The sequence below is a fragment of the Streptomyces blattellae genome, assembly GCF_009709555.1.
GTDB lineage: Bacteria > Actinomycetota > Actinomycetes > Streptomycetales > Streptomycetaceae > Streptomyces > Streptomyces blattellae.
In genome coordinates, this window is sequence record NZ_WJBG01000187.1 from 1 (window position 1) to 21,741 (window position 21,741).

Genomic DNA, 21,741 nt, shown 5'->3' on the forward strand with positions numbered 1-21,741 from the left:
CGGTGCGCCCTCGGACATGCCGTCCGGTGCTCCCTCCGGTGCTCCCGGCGGCGGGCAGGGCGGCCAGGATGGCGGCTGCGGCTGCGGTGGCGGTATGGGCGGGGGCGGCGGCATGCCCAGCGGTCAGCCGAGCGGTCAGCCGACCTCCCAGGCCACGAAGAGCTGACCACGGATCTCGTACGACGAAGGCGGCGCACCCCGTGAACGGGTGCGCCGCTTCTCCGTGTGCTCTCGCCGTGTACGGGTGGCGTCAGTCGAGCCAGTGCTGCCGGCCGATGCTGATGAGCCGCAGCTGCCGGGTCGCGACATGGGCGACGCGCTCGCGCTCCTCCGGCGGGGCGTCCAGGGCCTCCAGGACGAGCGAGGCCGTGAACAGCATCTGGTCGACGTAGAGGCTGGCGAGCATCGACAGGTCGTCGTCCGTCCATGCCTCGGCCTGGGGGTCCTTGACCAGCTGGGCCTTCACCTCCTCGGCGAAGCGGGCCAGTTGGCCGCGGATGGCCTCACGTACCGGCCGGACCCCGCCGCTGCGCTCGCGGGCGATGAAGCGGATGTGGGCGGGATGTGCCTCCACATGGCCGACGATCAGCCCGATGGCGCTGGCTATGCGTTCGTCGGGGTCGTCCGTCGCGGACACCACCATCCGGATCATCTCGTGCAGACTGCCGAGCGCCTCCTCGACCAGTACGACACCGAGGTCCGCGATGGAGCGGAAGTGCCGGTAGAAGGCGGTCGGGGCGACGCCGACCTCGCGGGTGACCTCACGCAGGCCCAGGCTGCTCAGGCTCTGCTCCTCCAGCAGTCCCAGGGCGGCGTCCAGGAGCGCCTGCCGGGTCTTCTGTTTCTGGGCCTGCCGGACGCCGAGGGTGTGACTCATGCCATGCAGTCAACAACTGTTCTCCGTAATTGGAAAGCCGTAGGGCGCGCTAGACTCGTTGGTCAGTGAACAGTTGTAACCACAGTCGTTCACTGAACCGTAACCGAGGGGGAACCACCCATGCTGTTCATCGTCGCCGCACTCCTGCTGCTGGGCGTCGTGCTGGGCACCGTGGCCCACGCACCGCTCACCTTCACCGCCGTCGCCGCCGTCGTGATCGCCGCCTGGCTCGGCATCTTCGCGCTCCGCGAGCGGCACGCCCGCCGGCGCGTGTCATCCGTCAACTGACCGCTCATCCAGCCCGTCGGGAGCCGACCACCATGCAACTCACCGCACCCGCAACCCGTCAGACCACCGCCCACGACACCGACGGCATGGCCGTCGCCGCCTTCATCCTCGGCCTCGTGGGCCTCCTCGTCCTCAACATCTTCCTCGGCCCGATCGCCATCGTCCTGGCCACAGCAGCCCTCTGGCGCGGTACCGCGCGCAAGGGCCGCGCGTATCTGGGCCTGGGCCTCGGAGTCGCCGACCTGCTGGTCCTGGTGGCATTCATGCAGGCGGACAACACGGTGTCGTGGAGCTTCTGAGGCCAGTCGCCCGACCGCTGCTGTGGAAGGCGGGCACGGCCGACAGCGCGGGGCACGCCCGGTCCTGCGCAACCAAGGCGGTCCTGCACGACCACCGAGGTCCTGCACAACCAAGGCGGTCCTGCACAACCACCGGGGCCTTGCACAACCACCGGGGCCTTGCACAACCACCGGAGTGCAGGCACGACCTGCGGCCCGAGCCCGGCGCGGCGGACCCGTAGAATCGGCGTCACCATGGCATACCTCGACCACGCCGCGACCACCCCGATGCTTCCCGAGGCGGTCGAGGCACTCACCACGCACCTCGGCGTCACCGGCAACGCGTCCTCCCTCCACGCATCGGGCCGCCGGGCAAGGCGAGCGGTGGAGGAGGCCCGCGAGACCCTCGCGGAAGCCCTCGTCGCCCGCCCCAGCGAGGTCGTCTTCACCTCCGGCGGCACCGAGGCCGACAACCTCGCCGTCAAGGGCCTGTACTGGTCCCGTCGAGACGCCGACCCGGCCCGCACCCGGGTCCTGGCGAGCCCGGTCGAACACCACGCCGTCCTGGACGCCGTCCACTGGCTCGGCGAACACGAGGGCGCCACGGTCGAATACCTCCCGGTCGACTTCTACGGCCGCGTCCACCCCGAGGCCCTGCGCGAAGCCCTCGCCCGCAACCCCGACGACGTGGCCCTGGCCACCGTCATGTGGGCGAACAACGAGATCGGCACGGTCATGCCGATCCGCGAACTCGCCGAAACGGCGGCCGAGTTCGACGTCCCCCTGCACGCCGACGCCGTACAGGCCTTCGGCCAGGTCCCCGTCGACTTCGCCGCCTCCGGCCTCGCCGCGATGACGGTCTCGGGCCACAAGATCGGCGGCCCGTACGGCATCGGCGCGCTGCTCCTCGGCCGCGAGCACACCCCCGTACCGGTTCTGCACGGCGGCGGCCAGGAGCGCCACGTCCGCTCCGGCACCCTCGACGTCCCGGCCATCGCCGCCTTCGCGGTCGCCGGACGCCTCGCCGCCGAACAGCGCGAATGGTTCGCACGGGAGATCGGCGGCCTGCGGGACGACCTGATCGAAGCGGTCCGTACGGCGGTGCCGGACGCGATGCTCGGAGGGGACCCCGCACGCGAGGGCCGCCTCCCCGCGAACGCCCACTTCACCTTCCCGGGCTGCGAGGGAGACTCGCTGCTCCTTCTCCTGGACGCCCAGGGCATCGAGTGCTCCACCGGCTCGGCGTGCACCGCCGGCGTGGCCCAGCCCAGCCATGTCCTGCTCGCCACCGGCACCGACCCGGACCTCGCCCGTGGCACCCTCCGATTCTCCCTCGGCCACACCTCCACGGAAGCCGACGTGGATGCGCTGGCCAAAGCCATCGGCCCGGTGGTGGAACGGGCCAGGGCGGCAGGACTCAGCTGACGCCGGTCTCCGCTGATGACCGCGGACTCAGCTGACGCCGGACTCAGCGGCGGACCCAGCTGAAGCGGACCGCCCCTGGGCCCGGCCCGTCGTGCCGGCGCTCGCCTCCCGCACCAGCCGCATATACCGGTCCCAGTCCCAGCCTTCACCCGGGTCGGTGTGGTCCGTGCCCGGCACCTCCACATGCCCGATGACGTGCTCGCGGTCGACGGGGATGTCGTACCGCGCGCATATCCGGGCAGTGAGCCGCGCCGAGGCTTCGTACATCTCGTCCGTGAAGTCCTCCGGCTGGTCCACGAAACCTTCGTGCTCGATGCCGACGCTGCGTTCGTTGTAGTCGCGGTTGCCCGCGTGGTACGCCACGTCCAGCTCGCGGATCATCTGGGTGATGTGGCCGTCCTTGCGGACGATGTAGTGGGCCGCCGCCCCGTGCCCCGGGTCCTGGAACACCTTCACCGCGCTGTCGAAGCTGCCCTGGGTGACATGGATGACGACCATGTCTATGCCGTAGTCGGCGGGCCGGTCCGCGAGCCGCCAGTTCGCCGAGGACGCCGCCACCCACCTCGCGCCCGTGTAGTCGACCTCGCCCGCCTTGCGCGCCTTCTCCACACCCGGCACCCGCCACCACAGGCGCCCCAGCTGGTCGCGCGCCAGCACGGCCGTGCCTCCCGCGGTCGCGGCCAGACCGGCCAGCAGCGCCCGCCGGCCGATGCGCCGGTCGCTGTCCTTGGATGCTCGTCTCGCCCCCATGTGATCGTGAACGGATACTCGTGAGCCTTGGTTCCCGCGGGCCTTTACCCTGGAGGGGTTATGACTGAGACCCCGCAGCGCCCCCACCCCCTCCGCGTCCTCGCCGCCATGTCGGGCGGTGTGGACTCCGCCGTCGCCGCCGCCCGCGCGGCCGAGGCGGGCCATGACGTGACCGGCGTCCACCTCGCGCTCTCCGCGAACCCGCAGTCCTTCCGTACGGGCGCGCGCGGCTGCTGCACCATCGAGGACTCCCGCGACGCCCGCCGCGCCGCGGACGTCATCGGCATCCCCTTCTACGTGTGGGACCTCGCCGACCGCTTCCGCGAGGACGTGGTCGAGGACTTCGTCACCGAGTACGAGGCGGGCCGCACCCCCAACCCCTGTCTGCGCTGCAACGAGAAGATCAAGTTCGCCGCTCTTCTCGACAAGGCCCTCGCGCTCGGCTTCGACGCGGTCTGCACCGGCCACTACGCCAAGGTGCTCGTGAATGAGGACGGCACCCGCGAACTGCACCGCGCCTCCGACATGGCGAAGGACCAGTCGTACGTCCTCGGTGTCCTGGACGACCGGCAGCTCGCCCACGCGATGTTCCCGCTCGGCGACACCGTGACGACGAAGGACGAGATCCGCGCGGAGGCCGAGCGCAGGGGGCTGGCGGTGGCCAAGAAGCCCGACTCGCACGACATCTGCTTCATCGCCGACGGCGACACACAGGGCTTCCTGGCCGACCGGCTGGGCAAGGCGGAGGGTGACATCGTCGACGAGTCCGGCGCCAGGCTCGGCACGCACGAGGGTGCGTACGGCTTCACCATCGGCCAGCGCAAGGGGCTGAGGATCGGCCACCCGGCGCCCGACGGCAAGCCGCGCTACGTCCTCGACATCTCCCCGGTGGACAACACGGTGACCGTCGGCCCCGCCTCCGCCCTGGACGTCTCCGAACTGACCGCGATCAAGCCCCGCTGGTGCGGCGCGGCCCCCTCCGGCCCCGGCACCTACACGGCCCAGCTCCGCGCCCACGGCGGTGAGACCGAGGTCACCGCCGAACTGATCGACGGCACCCTGGAGGTGTCGTTCACCGCCCCGGTCCGCTCAGTCGCCCCCGGCCAGGCGATCGTCCTGTACGACGGCACGCGCGTGGTGGGCTCGGCGACGATCGCGTCGACGACGCGGGCGAGGGCCGTACCGGCGTAACCCGCGCCGGGCGGCGTGCGCGCTGGTCAGCCGGCGGCACCTGGGCGTCACCGGGCGGGCGCCGCCTACTGTGCGTAGAACTCGGCGAGCACCGGCGCCAGAACCTGCGGGTCCACCAAATGCGTCTGGCCCTCCAGGCTCCGGTACGTGCCCTGCGGCACCGTCTCCGCGACCGCCCGCGTCGCCTCGCGCAGCCACGCGGGGCTCGCGCCGCCCGCGACGGCCAGGACGGGGACGGTGATCGAGGCCAGCCGGTCGCGGGGCACCAGTCCGTCGCGCATCACGGCGTTGTCGTGGGCCAGGCTCGGCGCGATGGACTCCATGGCGGCCCACATGGGGGACTGGCGGGCGCCCTGGATCATCTCCTCGGCCAGGCCCGTCAGCCTCAGGAACAGTTCGACGGCGTCCCCGCGCCGACCCTCCGCCAGCGCCGCTGTCAGCCGCTCGGTGTACTCGGCGCGCTCCTTCGCCCCGCCCTCGTACACGGCGAACGGCGTCTCGTAGACGGCCACCTTGCTGACCGGCAGCCCGCTCGCCGCCGCCTCCAGGACCAGCGCGCCACCCGACGAGATGCCGTAGAGCGCCGCCTCCCCGCCCACCGCGTCGATGAGCGCCGCGAGGTCCTCGACCTCCCGCTCCACCGCGTACGGCGGCATGTCACCGCTCTCGCCGCGGCCCCGGCGGTCGTACACGACGACGCTGAAGCCGCCGGAGAGGTGCCCGGCCAGCGGCGCCACCGTGGCGCCGGTGGACATGGCGCCGCTCACGAGGACGACCGCCGGGCCCTGTCCGGTGCGTGTGTACGCGATCGGAGTGCCGTCGCGCGAAAGGATCTTCTTGTCCATGGCGTGGAGACTGCCACCCGGCACGGAACTAATCGGTCACGACACTTCCACTCACACCACTTCGGCGTCGTAGAAGCAGAGATGGTCCTTGATCTGGGAGACGTCCGGCTTGGGGTCGGGGTACGACCAGACGAGGTCGGCCGCGTCGGGCAGCGACCAGTAGGAGGCCGTTCCCTTGAAGGGGCAGTGGGTGGTGGTCTCAGAGGGGGTCAGGAGGTCGAGGCGTACGTCCTCGGCGGGGAGGTAGTAGCGCACGGGACAGCCGGTCTCGCGCACGACCAAGGGGCGGTCGGATTCCGCCAGTACCTGGTCGTCGCGGACCACCCGCACGCGCTGGGTGCCCTGCTCGATCGTGATCGTGTGTCCATCAGTCATACCCGGACAGCACCGGCGGGGCGCTGGTTCTTCCCGCACACGGTGACTTCATGCGAATCTGCGTCTTTCTCTCCGCACTCTCCGCACTCTCCGCCGCCGACCTGTCCGACAGACACACGCCCCCCGCGCGGGAGTTCGCGAAGCTCATCGGCAAGGGCGGCCACACGCTGGTGCGGGGCGGCTCCGACGTCGGCCTGGGCGATGGCGTGCCTGGAGGCTGTTCATCAGAGGCTCCCGCGGTGGGCCGGGGCGCGGCCCGATGCGACCATGGCGCACATGGCTACACATGTGATCACCGGGGCGGGCAGCGGTATCGGTTCGGCCGTCGCCCGCCGCCTCCACGCGCGCGGGGACGAACTCGTCCTGCACGCGCGCGACGCGGGCCGCGCGAAGGAACTGGCCATCGAGTTCCCGGGCGCCCGGACCCTGGTGGGCGACCTTGCTGACCCGGACAGGCTGAGCTGGGCCTTCTCGCACCAGACGCTGCCCGACCGGGTGGACTCCCTGCTGCACATCGCCGGTGTCGTCGACCTCGGGCCGGTCGGCGAGCTGACCCCCAAGTCCTGGCGCCACCAGCTCAACGTCAACCTCGTCGCCCCCGCCGAACTGACCCGCCACTTCCTGCCCCAACTCCGCGCCACCCGCGGCCACGTGGTCTTCGTCAACTCGGGCGCGGGACTTCGAGCCGGTGCCGACTGGTCCGCGTACGCCGCCTCCAAGCACGGCCTGAAGGCCCTCGCGGACGCGTTGCGCGACGAGGAGCACGGCAACGGCGTCCGCGTCACCTCGGTCTACCCCGGCCGCACGGCGAGCCCCATGCAGGCCAAGGTCCACCAGCAGGAGGGCAAGGAGTACGACCCCTCGCAGTGGATCGACCCCGGGTCGGTGGCGACGACGATCCTGATGGCCCTGGACCTCCCCAGGGACGCGGAGGTCAACGACCTGACGGTGCGCCCCGGGAAAACCAGCCCCTCCGGCGTTCGAGGAGCGGGGGTCCAGGGGGCGGAGCCCCCTGGAGGACGGGACGGGTAGGGGCGGCGGGGGCGAAACCATACGCGGGCTTCATACGTAGGCTTCACCGCGTGAACGAAAACCCCACCTTCGCCCCCGCCACCGGCGTCGGCTCCATGCCCGGCGGCGACGCCCGCGAGGCGGCCAAGACGGTCACCGGAACCTTCGAGGACTTCCCGTTCCTCGCCGAGCTGCCCGCCCGCGGCCCCGGTGCCGACATGATCGGCCGCACCGCCGGACTGCTCGTCGAGCTGTACGCGCGCGTGGAGCCCAGCGGCTGGCGGATCGGGGACCGGCCGGGCCGGGACACCCGGCGGGCCCGGTCCTGGCTCGGTGAAGACCTCGACGCCCTGGAGGAGTTCACGCAGGGGTACGACGGGCAGCTGAAGGTGCAGGCCGTCGGCCCCTGGACGCTGGCCGCCGCGCTGGAGCTCAAGAACGGCGAGGCCGCGCTGTCCGACGCCGGCGCCTGCCGCGACCTCGCCGGCTCACTCACCGAAGGGCTGCGGTCGCATCTCGCGGAGGTCCAACGGCGCGTACCCGGCGCCCGACTCGTCCTCCAGCTCGACGAACCCTCCCTCACCGCCGTACTGCGCGGCCGGGTGAAGACCGCCAGCGGTTACCGCACGCACCGGGCCGTCGACCGGCAGATCGTCGAGGCCGTGCTCCGCGACGTCGCCGGGGTGCACGAGAGCGGGCCGGTCGTGGTGCACTCGTGCGCACCGGACGTCCCGTTCGCCCTGCTGCGCCGGGCGGGCGTGACGGCGATCTCCTTCGACGCCTCCCTCCTCACCGAGCGTGATGACGACGCGATCGGCGAAGCGGTGGAAGGGGGCACCCGGCTCTTCACCGGTGTCGTCCCGGGCACGGACGGCCCATTGTCAGACCCTGCCGGTAGCGTCATGGGTGTCAGGACGCTCTGGCGCAGGCTGGGGCTGTCTCCCGCGCTTCTCGCGGAGGCGGTCACGGTCACGCCGTCGTGCGGACTCGCGGGGGCTTCCCCCGACTACGCACGCAAGGCCCTCGCCCACTGCGTCCAGGCGGCGAGATCCCTCGCGGACAACCCAGAGTAACGGGAGGACAACACGGTGGCCGGCGACAAGCAAGCGGAGACGACGGTGCCCGCCGAGGCACGGGAGCAGCACGCGCAACTCGCTGAGCAGATCGAGGAGCACCGCTTCCGGTACTACGTGAAGGACGCTCCCGTCATCAGCGACGCGGAGTTCGACCAGTTGCTGCGCACCCTGGAGGCGCTGGAGGAGGACCATCCCGAGCTGCGCACACCGGACTCGCCGACCCAGAAGGTCGCCGTCGAGTACGAGACCGACCTCGCCGAGGTCGAGCACCGCGAACGCATGCTCTCCCTGGACAACGTCTTCGACGACGAGGGCCTCGCGGCCTGGGCCGACCGCGTGGCCAAGGACGTCGGCACCCCTGACTACCACCTGCTGTGCGAGCTCAAGGTCGACGGCCTCGCGGTGAACCTGACGTACGAGGACGGCAGGCTCACCCGCGCCGCCACCCGCGGCACCGGACGGATCGGCGAGGACATCACACCGAACGTGATGACGATCGCGGAGATCCCGCACCGGCTGAAGGGCGACCGGCTCCCGCGGCTCGTCGAGATCCGCGGCGAGGTCTACTTCCCGATGGAGGCCTTCCAGGATCTCAACGCACGCCGCGTGGCGGCCGGCGAGAAGCCGTACGCCAACCCCCGCAACTCCGCCTCGGGTTCCCTGCGCCAGAAGGACCCCAAGGTCACGGCCACTCTGCCGCTCCACATGGTCGTCCACGGCATCGGCGCCCTGGAGGGCTTCCAGGGCCTCACCCGCCTCTCCGAGGCGTACGACCTGCTGAAGTCCTGGGGCCTGCCCACCTCCCAGCACAACAAGGTGGTCGACGGCCTGGACGGTGTAAGGGAGTTCATCGCCTACTACGGCGAGCACCGCCATTCCGTGGCGCACGAAATCGACGGCGTGGTCGTCAAACTCGACGAGATCCCGCTCCAGGGCCGGCTCGGCTCCACCTCGCGTGCGCCGCGCTGGGCGATCGCGTACAAGTACGCGCCGGAGGAGGTCAACACCAAGCTCATCAACATCCGTGTGGGGGTGGGCCGTACGGGCCGGGTCACGCCGTACGCCCAGGTCGAGCCGGTGACGGTGGCGGGCTCGGAGGTCGAGTTCGCCACCCTGCACAACCAGGACGTCGTCAAGGCCAAGGGCGTCCTCATCGGTGACACGGTGGTGCTGCGCAAGGCCGGTGACGTCATCCCGGAGATCCTGGGACCCGTCGCCGACCTGCGCGACGGCAGCGAGCGCGAGTTCGAGATGCCGGCCGAGTGTCCCGAGTGCGGCACGGCGCTGCGGCCGATGAAGGAGGGCGACGTCGACCTGCGCTGCCCGAACGCCCGCACCTGCCCCGCCCAGCTGCGTGAGCGCCTGTTCTATCTGGCCGGCCGCAAGGCGCTGGACATCGAGCACTTCGGCTATGTCGCCGCCGCCGCGCTCACCAAGCCGCTGGAGCCCGCCGCACCGCCGCTCGTCGACGAGGGCGACCTGTTCGACCTGACCATCGAGCGGCTGCTGCCCATCAAGGCGTACGTCCTGGACCAGGACAGCGGCCTGCCCAAGCGGGATCCGAAGACGGGCGAGGAGAAGATCGCCACGGTCTTCGCCAACCAGCAGGGCGAGCCGAAGAAGAACGCGACCGCCATGCTGGAGAACATCGCGGCGGCCAGGCAGCGCCCGCTCGCCCGTATCCTCACCGGCCTGTCGATCCGTCACGTCGGCCCGGTCGCCGCCGAGGCGCTGGCCCGCAACTTCCGCTCCGTCGACCGCATCGAGCAGGCCACCGAGGAGGAGCTGGCGAACACCGACGGCGTCGGCCCGATCATCGCCGCCTCCCTCAAGGAATGGTTCGCCGAGGAATGGCACCAGGAGATCATCCGTAAGTGGAAGGCGGCGGGCGTCCGTACGGAGGAGGAGGGCGCCGGCGAGGACGAGGGCCCGCGTCCGCTCGAAGGACTCACCGTCGTCGTCACCGGCACGCTCGACCACTTCACACGGGACGGAGCCAAGGAGGCGCTCCAGGACCGAGGGGCGAAGGTGACCGGTTCTGTTTCGAAGAAGACGTCTTTCGTCGTAGTGGGTGACAATCCTGGTTCGAAGTACGACAAGGCGATGCAGCTGAAGGTGCCGGTTCTGAACGAGGACGGGTTCAACGTCCTGCTGGAACAAGGGCAGGACGCTGCCGCCGAAGTCGCCCTTCCGGCAGCGGAGTAGCGGTTGAAGGCCACCCGATCGGCGCATACCAGATGCATACGGGTGGCCGGGCCGCAATCGGGCAACCGACGACGACCGCTGCCCGTGGAAGCCTTCCGCGGCCTACTGTTGAGGGGTGCGCCTGCCGTGCCCAGCTGCGGTCGGGGCATTTCCTTGCTCGGAGAGGGCTTTGAAGAGCAGGGGGAAGGGTTTTCCGACCCGGCGCCACTGAGGGATGTCGGGCACCGGGCCGCGTGGCGAGGGCACCGCCGGCTGTGAGAGGGACGGGAATGGAACCGACCGAGAGCGCCGCCCCGTACTCGCGGCTGCGCCTGCGCCGGGTCGCCGACGCATGGCGGGCGAGCCGGTGGGGCGGACGGTCCGGGGGGCGTCCGGGCGCGGGGGAGCGCGCCGCCGGGCCGTGTGCCGCGGCCGACACCAAGAGCAGCGCACAGCTCACCGTTGACCGGGCGCACAGCGCACTGCCGGGCACCGACGCGGAACGGCACACAGCCTGGCCCGCGCTGCCCGCCGCGGTCGTCGCGGCGGCCGGATTCGTCCTGGGCGGTGGCTTCTTCCGCGCGTTCACCGGGGACCACGCCCTCTTCCCGTCCGGCACCGTCGGCTGGTCGCTCGCCGTGCTGACCGGCATCATCGTCGGCCACCTCGTCGCCCTCGGCCGCGCCCGCTGGTGGGGCGGCACCGGCTCCGGCGCCGCCCTCACCCTCGCCGTCCTGATGCTGTACGGCTGGGTGCCCGCCGGAATGGTCAGCCTCACCGTCGTCGTCCTGGTCGGCACAGCCCGCCGGGGCCGCTGGCGCCAGGGCCTGCTGCACGGCTCGGTGGACATCCTCGGGCTCGGCGCCGGCGCCCTGGTGCTGGCCGCGTTCGGCCGGGTGCCGTCCGTCGAGACCCCCTGGGCCCCCGGCACCTGGACCTTCTACACCGCCCCCGAAGTGGTCCTCGTCGCGGTGGCCTATCTCGCGGTCACCCGCACCCTGCTCTGGTATCTGCACGCCCCGCGCACCGGCGGCCTGCCCACGGTCGCCCGCACCGCCCTGGTCAGACAGGGCCTGGTCACGGTCGCGCTGCTCGGTATCGCACCGCTGGTGTGTGTCGTGGCCGTGGCCAAGCCGGTGCTGCTGCCGCTGTTCTCGATCCCGCTCATCGCCCTCGACTTCACCCTGTGGATAGCCCGGGCCCGGGCCGAGGAGCAGCTGCGCGACCCGCTCACCGGGCTGCCCAACCGGCAGTGGCTGCTCGAACGCATCTGGACCGCGCTGGACGACGCCGAGCGCATCGGCGCACGGTCCGCTCTGATGCTGATCGACCTCGACCGTTTCCGGTCGGTCAATGACACGCTCGGTCATCTCGCCGGTGACCGGCTGCTGCTGCAGATCGCCGACCGGCTGCGGGTGGCGCTGCCGCGCGGGGCGGAGGCCGCGCGGCTCGGCGGTGACGAGTTCGCCGTGTTGCTGCCGGTCGCCGACTCCACGACGTCCGCGACACGTATCGCCCGGGGCCTGGTCGCCGCGCTCAGTTCCCCGCTCGACCTCGACGGACTCACCCTCGTCCTGGAGGCCAGCGCCGGCGTCGCCGTCTTCCCGGACCACGCCCTCGACGCCGAGGGCCTGCTGCGCCGGGCGGACGTGGCGATGTACCAGGCGAAGCGGGACCGTACGGGCGTCGAGGTCTACGAGTCCAAGCGGGACTCCAACACCCCGGACCGGCTCGGGCTGCTGGGCGACCTGCGGCGCGCGCTCGACGCGCACGAGGTGGAGCTGCACTACCAGCCCAAGGTCCGCTTCGACGGGCAGGTCGCCGGCCTTGAGGCGCTGGTCCGCTGGGTGCACCCCGAGCGCGGGAAGGTGCCGCCGGACGAGTTCATAGCGATCGCCGAGTCGTCCGGGCTGATGCCGCATCTGACGGAGTACGTGCTGGACACCGCGCTCGCGCAGGTCGCCGTGTGGCGGGCACAGGGCCTGCGCGTCCCGGTCGCGGTGAACGTCTCCCCGCGCGACGTCCACACCCCCGGTTTCGCGGGCTCCGTCGCCGCCCGGCTCGCCCGCCACGGCGTCCCGGCGGGCTCGCTCCAGCTGGAGATAACGGAACACGTCCTCCTGGAGGACCCGCAGCGGGCCGCCGACACCCTCGCCGGACTGACCGGGCACGGCGTGAAGATGTCGCTGGACGACTTCGGCACCGGCTACTCGTCGCTGGTGCATCTGCGGCGGCTGCCGGTGAGCGAGCTGAAGATCGACCGCTCCTTCGTCGCCCGGCTGGCCGTCGACCCCGAGGACGCGGAGATCGTGCGCTGCACCGTCGACCTCGCCCACTCCCTCGGCCTCCTCGTCGTAGCCGAGGGCGTCGAGGACGACGAAACCTGGGAGCGCCTCCGCGACCTCGGCTGCGACGCCGTACAGGGCTGGCTGGTAGCAGCGGCCATGCCCCCGGAGGAGACCACGGCCTGGCTGAGGGCACGGGGATCGAGGGGCTGGCAGCGCCCGAGGGCAGCACTACCTGCGGCGGAGTGAGGCCCCGTTCCAGCCCACCTGTGCGGTAGCGCCCCCCGACAACCCAGTCCAGGCACCCCTGGGGAAACCGTGTAACCGCCGGAGGCCCCCGCCCCATAGGATTGGCCCCAAACCACACGCACTCACCCCAGAGGAACGCTGCATGCCTGGCATCACGCGCGAGGAGGTTGCCCACCTCGCTCGGCTGGCGCGTCTGGAATTGTCTGGCGACGAGCTCGACCACTTCGCCACCCAGCTGGACGACATCATCGGCGCGGTCGCACGCGTCAGCGAGGTCGCCGACCAAGACGTACCGCCGACCTCGCACCCGCTCCCGCTGACGAACGTCATGCGGGCGGACGAGGTCCGTCCGTCGCTCACCCCCGAGCAGGCGCTCTCCGGCGCCCCGGCCCAGGAGCAGCAGCGTTTCAAGGTGCCGCAGATCCTGGGGGAGGACTAAGACCACCATGACGGACAACAGCATCATCAAGCTCACCGCCGCCGAGACCGCCGCGAAGATCGCCTCCGGTGAGCTCACCGCGGTGCAGGTCGCCGAGGCCCACCTGGCCCGTATCGAGGCCGTCGACGAGAAGGTGCACGCCTTCCTGCACGTCGACCGTGAGGGTGCGCTCGCCCAGGCCCGCGCCGTCGACGAGAAGCGGGCCAAGGGGGAGAAGCTCGGGCCCCTCGCCGGCGTTCCTCTCGCGCTGAAGGACATCTTCACCACCGAGGGCATCCCGACCACCGTCGGCTCGAAGATCCTCGAAGGCTGGGTCCCGCCGTACGACGCGACGCTCACCAAGCGGCTGAAGGCCGCCGACGTCGTCATCCTCGGCAAGACCAACATGGACGAGTTCGCCATGGGGTCGTCGACGGAGAACAGTGCCTTCGGTCCGACCGGCAACCCGTGGGACCTCACCAAGATCCCCGGCGGTTCGGGCGGTGGCTCCTCCGCCGCGCTGGCCGCGCACATGGCCCCCCTCGCCATCGGCACCGACACCGGCGGCTCCATCCGCCAGCCGGCCGCCGTCACCGGGACGGTCGGTGTGAAGCCGACGTACGGGGCGGTCTCCCGCTACGGCATGGTCGCGTTCTCGTCCTCCCTCGACCAGGGCGGGCCCTGCGCCCGTACGGTCCTGGACGCGGCGCTGCTGCACGAGGTCATCGCCGGGCACGACCCGCTCGACTCCACCTCGATCGACGCACCCGTCCCGCCGGTCGTCGAGGCCGCTCGCAACGGCAGCGTCGAGGGCATGCGCGTCGGCGTGGTCAAGCAGTTCCGCGGCGAGGGCTACCAGGCCGGTGTCATCCAGCGCTTCGACGAGTCCGTGGCTCTGCTCAAGGAGCTGGGCGCCGAGATCGTCGAGCTGGACTGCCCGTCCTTCGACCTGGCGCTGTCGGCGTACTACCTGATCGCGCCCTCCGAGTGCTCCTCCAACCTCGCCCGCTTCGACGGCCTGCGCTACGGCCTGCGGACCGGCGACGACGGCGGGCACTCCGCCGAGGAGGTCACCTCCCTCACCCGTGAGGCGGGCTTCGGCCCCGAGGTCAAGCGCCGCATCATGCTCGGCACGTACGCCCTGTCGAGCGGTTACTACGACGCGTACTACGGCAGCGCCCAGAAGGTCCGTACGCTCATCACACGCGACTTCGAGAAGGCCTTCGAGCAGGTCGACGTGATCGTCTCGCCGACGACGCCGACCACCGCCTTCGCGATCGGCGAGCGCGCCGACGACCCGATGGCGATGTACCTCGCGGACCTGTGCACCATCCCCACCAACCTGGCGGGCAACGCGGCCATGTCGCTGCCCTGCGGCCTCGCCCCGGAGGACAACCTCCCGGTCGGTCTCCAGATCATCGCCCCGGCGCTGAAGGACGACCGCCTGTACAAGGTGGGCGCCGCGGTCGAGGCCGCCTTCGTGGAAAAGTGGGGGCACCCGCTGCTTGAGGAGGCTCCGTCGCTGTGAGCGCACTGACCAAGGCCAAGGGCTTCAAGAAGTCCAAGTCCGGTACGTACCTGTCCATGGCCGCCACCGCGTTCGGCGCGTTCGGCGTCGCCAGGCGGCTGAAGAAGGCCCGCGCGGAGAACGACACGCTGGTCCTGATCGACGCCACCGTGTCCGCCGCCGCGATCGTCACCGGCCTCGCCATCCTCTACCGCGAGCTGAAGCGGCTGGGCGACGACGACGTCCTGCTGGGCTGAGAGGGAAGTTTCACCGTGACCACCACGACCGACCTGGTGTCGTACGAGGACGCGCTGGCGTCGTACGACCCCGTCATGGGCCTTGAGGTCCATGTCGAACTCGGCACCAAGACCAAGATGTTCTGCGGCTGTTCGACCACGCTCGGCGCCGATCCGAACACCCAGACCTGCCCGGTCTGCCTCGGCCTGCCCGGCGCGCTCCCGGTCGTCAACGCGACCGGCGTCGAGTCCGCGATCAGGATCGGTCTCGCGCTGAACTGCGAGATCGCCGAGTGGTGCCGCTTCGCCCGGAAGAACTACTTCTATCCGGACATGCCGAAGAACTTCCAGACCTCCCAGTACGACGAGCCGATCGCCTTCGACGGCTACCTCGACGTACAGCTGGAGGACGGCGAAACCTTCCGCGTGGAGATCGAGCGCGCCCACATGGAGGAGGACACCGGCAAGTCGACGCACGTCGGCGGCGCGACGGGCCGTATCCACGGCGCCTCGCACTCGCTCCTCGACTACAACCGCGCCGGCATCCCGCTCATCGAGATCGTCACCAAGCCGATCGTCGGCGCGGGCGAGCGCGCTCCCGAGGTGGCCAAGGCGTACGTCCGTGAGCTGCGCGAGCTCATCAAGGCGCTCGGCGTCTCCGAGGCCCGCATGGAGATGGGCCAGATGCGCTGCGACGTCAACCTGTCGCTGATGCCCAAGGACGCCGACAAGTTCGGCACGCGCAGCGAGACGAAGAACGTCAACTCGCTGCGTTCCGTGGAGCGCGCGGCACGCTACGAGATCCAGCGGCACGCGGCCGTCCTCAGCGGCGGCGGCACGATCGTGCAGGAGACCCGGCACTTCCACGAGGACACCGGGTCGACGACCTCGGGCCGGGTGAAGGAAGAGGCCGAGGACTACCGGTACTTCCCGGAGCCCGACCTGGTGCCGGTCGCCCCGGCCCGCGAGTGGGTCGAGGAGATCCGCGCCGGGCTGCCCGAGCTGCCGCTGGTGCGCCGCAACCGGCTGCGTGAGGAGTGGGGGATCTCCGCCACCGACATGCAGGCGATTCTCAACGCCGGTGCGCTGGAACCGATCGTCGCCACGATCGAGGCCGGCGCGGACGCCGCCGCCGCCCGCAAGTGGTGGATGGGCGAACTGGCCCGCAGCGCCAACGAGTCGGGCGCGTCCCTGGACGAGCTGGCCATCACGCCGACGCAGGTCGCGCGGGTCGCCGAGCTGGTCTCGAAGGGCGACCTGAACGACAAGCTGGCCCGCCAGGTCATCGAGGGCGTCCTCGCGGGCGAAGGCACCCCGGACGAGGTCGTCGACAAGCGCGGTCTGAAGGTCGTCTCCGACGAGGGCGCGCTCGGTCAGGCCGTCGACGAGGCCATCGCCGGCAACCCCGGTGTCGCGGACAAGATCCGCGGCGGCAAGGTGGCCGCGGCCGGCGCGCTGGTCGGCGCGGTCATGAAGGCGACCCGGGGCCAGGCCGACGCGGCCCGCGTCAAGGAGCTGATCCTTCAGAAGCTGGGCGTCGGCGAGGGCTGAGCCACGGTGTGTACGGCCCCGGAGGCACGTCGGCACGTCCTCCGGGGCCGTTGGCATCCCGCGCGACGCGGGCGAACCGTGCGCTCAGTCGTCGGCCGTCGGCCGTCGGCTGTGTTCGCCAACGGCATCAGCCGTACGACGCCCAACGAGTCGTACGAAGCCCAGCGTGCGGCCCTCGTCCGCCCGCACCGCCTCGCCGACCCGGCGGGCCATCGTGCGATGGAACTCCTCGGGGCTCTCTTCGGCGATCACCTCGCACCACAGCAGCCAGTCCCGCCAGCCGTCGTCCAGCCAGTCGGCCGCCTCCACTTCGACGCCGCCGCGGGTCCACTGGCGTCGCCACCAGTCCGCGGAGTGGAAGCACCACCAGTCGGGCTCCCACCATGGCTTGAGGTGCTCCGGCGGCTCGGTGCCGTCCCACTCCGCACGCGACGCCGGCACGACGACACCGATCCGCCCGCCGGGCTTCAACAGGCGTGTCAGGGTGGGCAGATAGAGGTCGTCGGTGCCGAAGTACTGGTACGCGTCGATGCTCACGATCGCGTCGAAGCTGCCCTCGGCGAAGGGCAGGTCGTGCGCCTCGACGCGCAGGGGCAGTATCCGGTCGGCGAAACCGGCCTCGGCGATACGCCGGGCGTTGTCGTCGGGTTCGATCCACAGGTCGGCGGCGGTGACCTGGGCGTCGTACTCCCGGGCCAGGAAGACCGAGGTCATGGCCCGGCCGCAGCCCAGATCGAGGACGCGGGCGCAGGGGCGGAGGGTGTCGAGGCCGAGGGCGGGGGCCAGCCACTCCAGCAGCCACAGCGCGTTCGGGCCCATCTGGTTGGCGACGACCCAGCGGGCGTCGTAGCTGTTGCTGCGCGGGTAGCGGGCGTGGGTCAGCCGCTTGGTGAGGTCATCGTCCGACGTCCTCGGGGTGATGTCCGGCATCGTTGAACGGGCTCCTTGAGTCCTGGGAAGCGGAGAGGGATACGGCGGAGCTCGGTCGGACGCTCAAACAACGCACCTGCTTCGGCCGGCGGCGAAGGCGCCGCGTGGACGGCGGACGGCCGGAAGCTAACAGTCTGGCCCGGCGTCCGCACCCGAATTCTCAGCGGGAGGCGATGACAGAGTGGCCGTTACTGCCCTGTGATGTTCCTCCCATCTCCTGTGAATAAGCCCACGAACGTGATAAACGATCACTTCCGCCTGCGAGAGTGGTCCTCGCACTGCTCATATGTTCTTTGCGGGCCGTTCACGTCCTGAGCGACTGTTCCCGGTCAAAGATCCACACATCGCACCTCCGGGAGCACGTTCGTGGCAGCCCTAGCACGCTGGTGTGTTCAACGCCGCCTCGTCGCCGTTCTGCTGTGGCTCCTCGCCTTCGGCGGGGTGAGCGCGGCCGCCGCCGTCGCCGGCACCGCGTACTCGAACGACTACGAGGTCCCCGGCACCGAGTCCGGGCACGCCACCCAGCTGCTGCGGGACGGCTTCCCCGGACTCGGCGGCGACAGCGACACCGTTGTCTGGCACACCACGTCCGGCACCGTCCGCGCCGCCGACGTCGAGCAGACCATGACCCGCACCCTGAACGAGATCGCGGAACTGCCCGGCGTGGCCGGAGTGGTCAGCCCATACGACGGCCAGGGCGCGGCGCGGATCAGCGGCGACGGACGTACGGCCTACGCGACCGTCACCTTCGACGACCCGGTGGAGTCCGTCGGCAGGTCCGAGGCGCAGACCGTCGTCGACACCGCCGAGTCCGCCGAGTCCCAGGGGCTTGACGTGGAGCTGGGCGGCAGTGCCATCGCGCTGACCGAATCGTCCGGCGGGCACCTCGCGGAGATCGTCGGGGTGGCGGTCGCCGCGGTCGTGCTCTTCCTCGCCTTCGGCTCGCTCGCCGCCTCGCTGCTGCCCATCGCCACCGCGCTGGTGAGCGTCGGCACGGCGTACGCCGGGACCGTGCTGCTCGGGCATGTCATGACCGTGGCCGACTTCGCGCCCATGCTCGGCATGCTGATCGGGCTGGGCGTCGGCATCGACTACGCGCTGTTCATCGTGACCAGACACCGGCGCGGCCTGAAACAGGGACTGTCCGTCACCGAGTCGGTCACGAGCGCCGTCGCGACGACCGGGCGTGCGGTGGTCTTCGCGGGCGCCACGGTGTGCATAGCCCTGCTGGGGATGCTGATCCTGCGGCTGAACTTCCTGAACGGCGTCGCCCTCGCCGCCTCGCTGACCGTGGTCCTCACCGTCGTCGCCGCCGTGACCCTGCTGCCGGCCCTGCTCTCCTTCATCGGCATACGGGCGCTCAGCCGCCGTGAGCGCCGCAGGCTCGCCGAGCACGGTCCCGAGCCCGAGCTGCCGACCGGGTTCGCGGCCCGCTGGTCGGCCTTCGTGGAACGGCACCCCAAGAAGCTCGCCGCCGTCGCCCTCGCCGTGATCACGCTGCTGGCCCTGCCCACGCTCGGGCTCCGCCTGGGCACCTCCGACCAGGGCAACAACTCTCAGGCGACGACCACCAGGCAGGCGTACGACCTGCTCGCGGACGGCTTCGGCCCCGGCGTCAACGGGCCGCTGACCCTCGTCACCGCCGTCGACGGAGCAGAGGACAAGCTCGCCCTCGACAACCTCGACGCCACCCTCCGTGCCACCGAGGGGGTCGCGTCCGTGACGCCGGTGACCTACAGCTCCGGCGGCAGCACGGCGTATCTGACCGTCGTCCCGCAGTCCTCTCCGCAGTCGGAGCAGACCAGCGCCCTCGTCGACCGGCTGCGCACCGAGGTGCTGCCGCGTGCCGAGACGGGCACCTCGCTGGATGTGCACGTCGGCGGGGTGACGGCGGCCTACGACGACTTCGCCGATGTCATCGTCGGCAAGCTGCCGCTGTTCGTGGGCGTCGTCGTGGGCCTCGGCTGTCTGCTGCTCCTGCTCGCCTTCCGGTCCGTCGGCATTCCGCTGAAGGCCGCCGCGATGAACGTGGCCGCCGTCGCCGCCGCGTTCGGAGTGGTCGTCGCGATCTTCCAGTGGGGGTGGGGAAGCGAGCTGCTGGGGCTGGGCCGGGCCGGGCCGATCGAGCCGTTCCTGCCGGTCATCATGGTGTCGGTGCTGTTCGGCCTCTCCATGGACTACCAGGTCTTCCTGGTCAGCCGGATGTACGAGGAGTGGCTGGAGACCGGCGACAACCGGCGGGCCGTCCGCATCGGCCTCGCCGAGACCAGCCGGGTGATCAACTCCGCCGCGGTCATCATGATCTCGGTCTTCCTCGCCTTCGTGCTCAGCGGCGACCGCGTGATCGCCATGTTCGGCATCGCACTGGCCGCCGCGGTCGCCCTCGACGCCTTCGTCCTGCGTACGTTGCTGGTGCCGGCCCTCATGCACCTGCTCGGCGGCGCCAACTGGTGGCTGCCGCGCGCGCTGGACAAGCGCCTGCCGCGCATCAGCATCGAGCCGCCCGAGTGCCGTGCCGCCCATGAGAGGCTCGCCGACGTCGACGTCGTGGAGCAGCTGGAGAAGGAGCGGGATCAGGATGTACGCGATATCCCTGGGTGACGACGGAGCGCAGCTGCGGCCCCTGGAGCCCTGGCACGCCCAGGAGTTCCTGGCCCACCTGGACCGGGGGCGCGAGTTCGTCAACCAGTACATCCCGTTCGGGGCCACGGCCGTCGATGCCGGCTCCGCGCGGGAACTCCTCCAGTCGTACGCCGACAAGCGCGCGGCCGACACCGGGAGCCTTCACGGGCTGTGGCTGGACGGCAAGCTCGTCGGCGGCGTGCTGTTCCTGCTCTTCGACGCCGAGCGGGGCACCTGCGAGGTCGGCTGCTGGCTGGAGCCGGCCGCCGCCGGGCGCGGACTGGTCACGCGGGCCATGCGGGTCCTCATCGACTGGGCGGTTGACGAGCGCGGCATCCACCGTGTGGAGTGGCAGGCGTCGTCCGCCAACGAGCCGAGCATCAACGTGGCGCGGCGGCTGGGCATGAGCCGCGATGGCGTACTGCGGCAGAGCTATCCCTACCGGGACGTGCGCCACGACCTTGAGGTGTGGTCCGTCCTCGCCCCCGAATGGCGTGAAGCACGCGCGCGTGCCGCTGACAACGATCATTAAGAGACTTCTCAGACAGGATCCGTACGGTGCGCGACATGGGAACCAAGACAGCTGACGAAGCCGGCGCCGGGACAGGCACCGAGGCCGCGACAGACGAGGAGAAGGTGGACGTCACCAAGTCCGGCGACGTGACGGAGGACGCGGCCGAGCCGGCCGACATCCTGTCCGCCGGGGACGAGGACGGTGACGAGCTGCCCGAGGCCCGGGTGAAGGAGCCCTCCATCGTCGGTCAGGGCGCCGGCGCCATAGTCTCCGCCGCGATCGGTATGGTCTCCCTGTCCGGCAGCTGGGTCGGCACGGTGGCTTCGGCGCGCGAAAACATCAACGGCCAGCTGGAGATGCAGGCCGTGTCGAACCCGAGCATCGCCACGCAGCTCGAAGCGCAGTACGGTGACGCCTGGCACGCCACCGCGCTGTGGGGCGGGATCTTCGCGCTGGTCGCGCTGATCGTCGGCGTCGCGGTGCTCGCCCGGCCGGCGTTCGGCGTCCCGGGCAAGCCGCAGCCGGTCTGGATCAAGTCGGTGTCCTGGGCGGGCGTCTCGCTCGGCGTCATCGGCCTGCTCCTCGCGGTCCTCAAGTACACCGACGTCCTGCTCGGACTGCCGTCCACCTGAACCACCGCGGGTCCTGAGGGGTCTTAGGGCGATCCGTGAGCACCTTACGGATCGCCCTGAGGCTCCTCACGCACGTCTAAGGCCCCGCCCGCCGCCCAAGATGCGGAACTCTGCCGATGTGGCAGGCCCCCCTGGGAGACGAAGGTTGAGGCATCGCAGAAAGCGAGACCCGAAACCGACTCTCACCGGGGGAGACACCATGTACGACTACGAGATGCTGCAGCTCCGCTCCGCCGACTTGATCCGCCAGGCCGAGCAGGAACGGCTCGCCCGCGAGGTCGTCCGCGCTCGCCGCGCCGCCCGCCGCGAAGCGGCCCGACGCACCGCCGAGCCGGACAGCCATCCCCACCGCCCACGCCGGGACCGGTTCGCCCGGGTCGCATGAGCGTGGCGGAGGGCGGGGGTGGCAGGGCCGTACCGACCAGCGGTACGGCCCGCGCTCGCACTCCGGCCCGTACGACGGTCCCGACGACCCCCCGGAAGAAAACCGGTCCCGC

The 21,741-nt window shown here is 71.0% G+C and carries 20 protein-coding genes and 1 pseudogene; 16 read left to right on the forward strand and 5 right to left on the reverse strand.

Annotated elements, in window-relative coordinates; all coding sequences use genetic code 11:
• Positions 1-250: 250 nt before the first annotated feature.
• Entirely contained in the window at positions 251-877 is a 627-nt protein-coding gene (locus GFH49_RS24515; RefSeq protein ID WP_155058242.1) for a TetR family transcriptional regulator, read from the reverse strand.
• Positions 878-997: 120 nt separating this feature from the next.
• Between GFH49_RS24515 and GFH49_RS39495 the strand changes: the two genes are divergently transcribed.
• The 3 genes from GFH49_RS39495 to GFH49_RS24525 all read left to right on the forward strand — a co-directional run bounded on the left by GFH49_RS39495 (position 998) and on the right by GFH49_RS24525 (position 2,868).
• Positions 998-1,165 carry a hypothetical protein gene (locus GFH49_RS39495; protein ID WP_196218116.1) on the forward strand — a complete coding sequence of 56 codons (168 nt, stop codon included), beginning with the start codon at positions 998-1,000 and terminating at the stop codon, positions 1,163-1,165.
• Between the two features lie 32 nt (positions 1,166-1,197).
• A complete protein-coding gene (locus GFH49_RS24520) occupies positions 1,198-1,464 on the forward strand; it encodes a DUF4190 domain-containing protein (RefSeq protein WP_155058243.1) in 267 nt (88 codons plus the stop codon).
• A gap of 234 nt (positions 1,465-1,698) precedes the next feature.
• Positions 1,699-2,868: a cysteine desulfurase family protein gene (locus GFH49_RS24525; RefSeq protein WP_155058244.1), complete on the forward strand. Its 1,170-nt coding sequence runs from the start codon at positions 1,699-1,701 to the stop codon at positions 2,866-2,868.
• 27 nt (positions 2,869-2,895) lie between these two features.
• Here the strand turns inward: GFH49_RS24525 and GFH49_RS24530 are convergent, their stop codons facing one another.
• The gene (locus GFH49_RS24530) at positions 2,896-3,618 is read right to left on the reverse strand and encodes an N-acetylmuramoyl-L-alanine amidase (protein WP_155058245.1); all 723 of its coding nucleotides are present in this window, start codon (positions 3,616-3,618) and stop codon (positions 2,896-2,898) included.
• A gap of 60 nt (positions 3,619-3,678) precedes the next feature.
• Here GFH49_RS24530 and mnmA point away from each other — a divergent pair, with 60 nt between their 5' ends.
• The gene (mnmA, locus tag GFH49_RS24535; protein WP_155058246.1) at positions 3,679-4,809 is read left to right on the forward strand and encodes a tRNA 2-thiouridine(34) synthase MnmA; all 1,131 of its coding nucleotides are present in this window, start codon (positions 3,679-3,681) and stop codon (positions 4,807-4,809) included.
• A gap of 65 nt (positions 4,810-4,874) precedes the next feature.
• On the opposite strand, the gene GFH49_RS24540 is transcribed toward mnmA, so the two are convergent.
• Positions 4,875-5,654 (reverse strand): alpha/beta fold hydrolase, encoded by a 780-nt coding sequence (locus GFH49_RS24540; RefSeq protein WP_155058247.1) that lies wholly within the window; start codon positions 5,652-5,654, stop codon positions 4,875-4,877.
• A gap of 51 nt (positions 5,655-5,705) precedes the next feature.
• Positions 5,706-6,029: a DUF427 domain-containing protein gene (locus GFH49_RS24545; RefSeq protein WP_155058248.1), complete on the reverse strand. Its 324-nt coding sequence runs from the start codon at positions 6,027-6,029 to the stop codon at positions 5,706-5,708.
• A 267-nt stretch (positions 6,030-6,296) separates the two neighbouring features.
• Here GFH49_RS24545 and GFH49_RS24550 point away from each other — a divergent pair.
• The 8 genes and pseudogenes from GFH49_RS24550 to gatB all read left to right on the forward strand — a co-directional run.
• Positions 6,297-6,992 (forward strand): annotated as a pseudogene (locus GFH49_RS24550) (SDR family oxidoreductase); the annotation flags it as partial.
• Between the two features lie 119 nt (positions 6,993-7,111).
• Positions 7,112-8,113, forward strand: a complete 1,002-nt coding sequence (locus tag GFH49_RS24555) for a methionine synthase (protein WP_155058249.1) — start codon at positions 7,112-7,114, stop codon at positions 8,111-8,113.
• 15 nt (positions 8,114-8,128) lie between these two features.
• Complete coding sequence (gene ligA / locus GFH49_RS24560) at positions 8,129-10,321, forward strand: NAD-dependent DNA ligase LigA (RefSeq protein ID WP_155058250.1); 2,193 nt, start codon at positions 8,129-8,131, stop codon at positions 10,319-10,321.
• 269 nt (positions 10,322-10,590) lie between these two features.
• Entirely contained in the window at positions 10,591-12,834 is a 2,244-nt protein-coding gene (locus GFH49_RS24565; protein ID WP_155058251.1) for a putative bifunctional diguanylate cyclase/phosphodiesterase, read from the forward strand.
• A gap of 142 nt (positions 12,835-12,976) precedes the next feature.
• Positions 12,977-13,273 (forward strand): Asp-tRNA(Asn)/Glu-tRNA(Gln) amidotransferase subunit GatC, encoded by a 297-nt coding sequence (gene gatC, locus GFH49_RS24570; RefSeq protein WP_155058252.1) that lies wholly within the window; start codon positions 12,977-12,979, stop codon positions 13,271-13,273.
• A 7-nt stretch (positions 13,274-13,280) separates the two neighbouring features.
• The gene (gene gatA / locus GFH49_RS24575) at positions 13,281-14,780 is read left to right on the forward strand and encodes an Asp-tRNA(Asn)/Glu-tRNA(Gln) amidotransferase subunit GatA (protein ID WP_155058253.1); all 1,500 of its coding nucleotides are present in this window, start codon (positions 13,281-13,283) and stop codon (positions 14,778-14,780) included.
• Complete coding sequence (locus GFH49_RS24580) at positions 14,777-15,016, forward strand: hypothetical protein (protein ID WP_155058254.1); 240 nt, start codon at positions 14,777-14,779, stop codon at positions 15,014-15,016. Before gatA ends, GFH49_RS24580 begins: the two co-directional genes overlap by 4 nt.
• A gap of 15 nt (positions 15,017-15,031) precedes the next feature.
• Positions 15,032-16,546: an Asp-tRNA(Asn)/Glu-tRNA(Gln) amidotransferase subunit GatB gene (gene gatB / locus GFH49_RS24585; RefSeq protein WP_155058255.1), complete on the forward strand. Its 1,515-nt coding sequence runs from the start codon at positions 15,032-15,034 to the stop codon at positions 16,544-16,546.
• A gap of 84 nt (positions 16,547-16,630) precedes the next feature.
• Here the strand turns inward: gatB and GFH49_RS24590 are convergent, their stop codons facing one another.
• Complete coding sequence (locus tag GFH49_RS24590) at positions 16,631-17,476, reverse strand: SAM-dependent methyltransferase (protein WP_155058256.1); 846 nt, start codon at positions 17,474-17,476, stop codon at positions 16,631-16,633.
• A gap of 366 nt (positions 17,477-17,842) precedes the next feature.
• Here GFH49_RS24590 and GFH49_RS24595 point away from each other — a divergent pair, with 366 nt between their 5' ends.
• The 4 genes from GFH49_RS24595 (at position 17,843) to GFH49_RS24610 (ending at position 21,629) form a co-directional block, all read left to right on the forward strand.
• A complete protein-coding gene (locus tag GFH49_RS24595) occupies positions 17,843-20,077 on the forward strand; it encodes an MMPL family transporter (RefSeq protein WP_155058257.1) in 2,235 nt (744 codons plus the stop codon).
• Positions 20,055-20,630, forward strand: coding sequence for a GNAT family N-acetyltransferase (locus GFH49_RS24600; protein WP_155058258.1), 576 nt, complete (start codon positions 20,055-20,057; stop codon positions 20,628-20,630). The genes GFH49_RS24595 and GFH49_RS24600 overlap by 23 nt, the downstream gene beginning before the upstream one ends.
• A 35-nt stretch (positions 20,631-20,665) precedes the next feature.
• On the forward strand, positions 20,666-21,244 hold the full coding sequence (locus GFH49_RS24605) for a hypothetical protein (protein ID WP_155058259.1): 579 nt from the start codon (positions 20,666-20,668) through the stop codon (positions 21,242-21,244).
• 199 nt (positions 21,245-21,443) lie between these two features.
• Complete coding sequence (locus tag GFH49_RS24610; protein WP_155058260.1) at positions 21,444-21,629, forward strand: hypothetical protein; 186 nt, start codon at positions 21,444-21,446, stop codon at positions 21,627-21,629.
• Positions 21,630-21,741: the final 112 nt, after the last annotated feature.

Bases quoted from the DNA above. Each gene is read 5' to 3' on its own strand.
- GFH49_RS24600 (WP_155058258.1), top strand. From the start codon at position 20,055: ATGTACGCGATATCCCTGGGTGACGACGGAGCGCAGCTGCGGCCCCTG.
- GFH49_RS24530 (WP_155058245.1), bottom strand. From the start codon at position 3,618: ATGGGGGCGAGACGAGCATCCAAGGACAGCGACCGGCGCATCGGCCGG.
- gatA (WP_155058253.1), top strand. From the start codon at position 13,281: ATGACGGACAACAGCATCATCAAGCTCACCGCCGCCGAGACCGCCGCG.
- GFH49_RS24605 (WP_155058259.1), top strand. From the start codon at position 20,666: ATGGGAACCAAGACAGCTGACGAAGCCGGCGCCGGGACAGGCACCGAG.
- gatC (WP_155058252.1), top strand. From the start codon at position 12,977: ATGCCTGGCATCACGCGCGAGGAGGTTGCCCACCTCGCTCGGCTGGCG.
- GFH49_RS24525 (WP_155058244.1), top strand. From the start codon at position 1,699: ATGGCATACCTCGACCACGCCGCGACCACCCCGATGCTTCCCGAGGCG.
- GFH49_RS24590 (WP_155058256.1), bottom strand. From the start codon at position 17,476: ATGCCGGACATCACCCCGAGGACGTCGGACGATGACCTCACCAAGCGG.
- GFH49_RS24545 (WP_155058248.1), bottom strand. From the start codon at position 6,029: ATGACTGATGGACACACGATCACGATCGAGCAGGGCACCCAGCGCGTG.
- GFH49_RS24540 (WP_155058247.1), bottom strand. From the start codon at position 5,654: ATGGACAAGAAGATCCTTTCGCGCGACGGCACTCCGATCGCGTACACA.
- GFH49_RS24520 (WP_155058243.1), top strand. From the start codon at position 1,198: ATGCAACTCACCGCACCCGCAACCCGTCAGACCACCGCCCACGACACC.
- GFH49_RS39495 (WP_196218116.1), top strand. From the start codon at position 998: ATGCTGTTCATCGTCGCCGCACTCCTGCTGCTGGGCGTCGTGCTGGGC.
- GFH49_RS24515 (WP_155058242.1), bottom strand. From the start codon at position 877: ATGAGTCACACCCTCGGCGTCCGGCAGGCCCAGAAACAGAAGACCCGG.
- GFH49_RS24565 (WP_155058251.1), top strand. From the start codon at position 10,591: ATGGAACCGACCGAGAGCGCCGCCCCGTACTCGCGGCTGCGCCTGCGC.
- mnmA (WP_155058246.1), top strand. From the start codon at position 3,679: ATGACTGAGACCCCGCAGCGCCCCCACCCCCTCCGCGTCCTCGCCGCC.
- GFH49_RS24610 (WP_155058260.1), top strand. From the start codon at position 21,444: ATGTACGACTACGAGATGCTGCAGCTCCGCTCCGCCGACTTGATCCGC.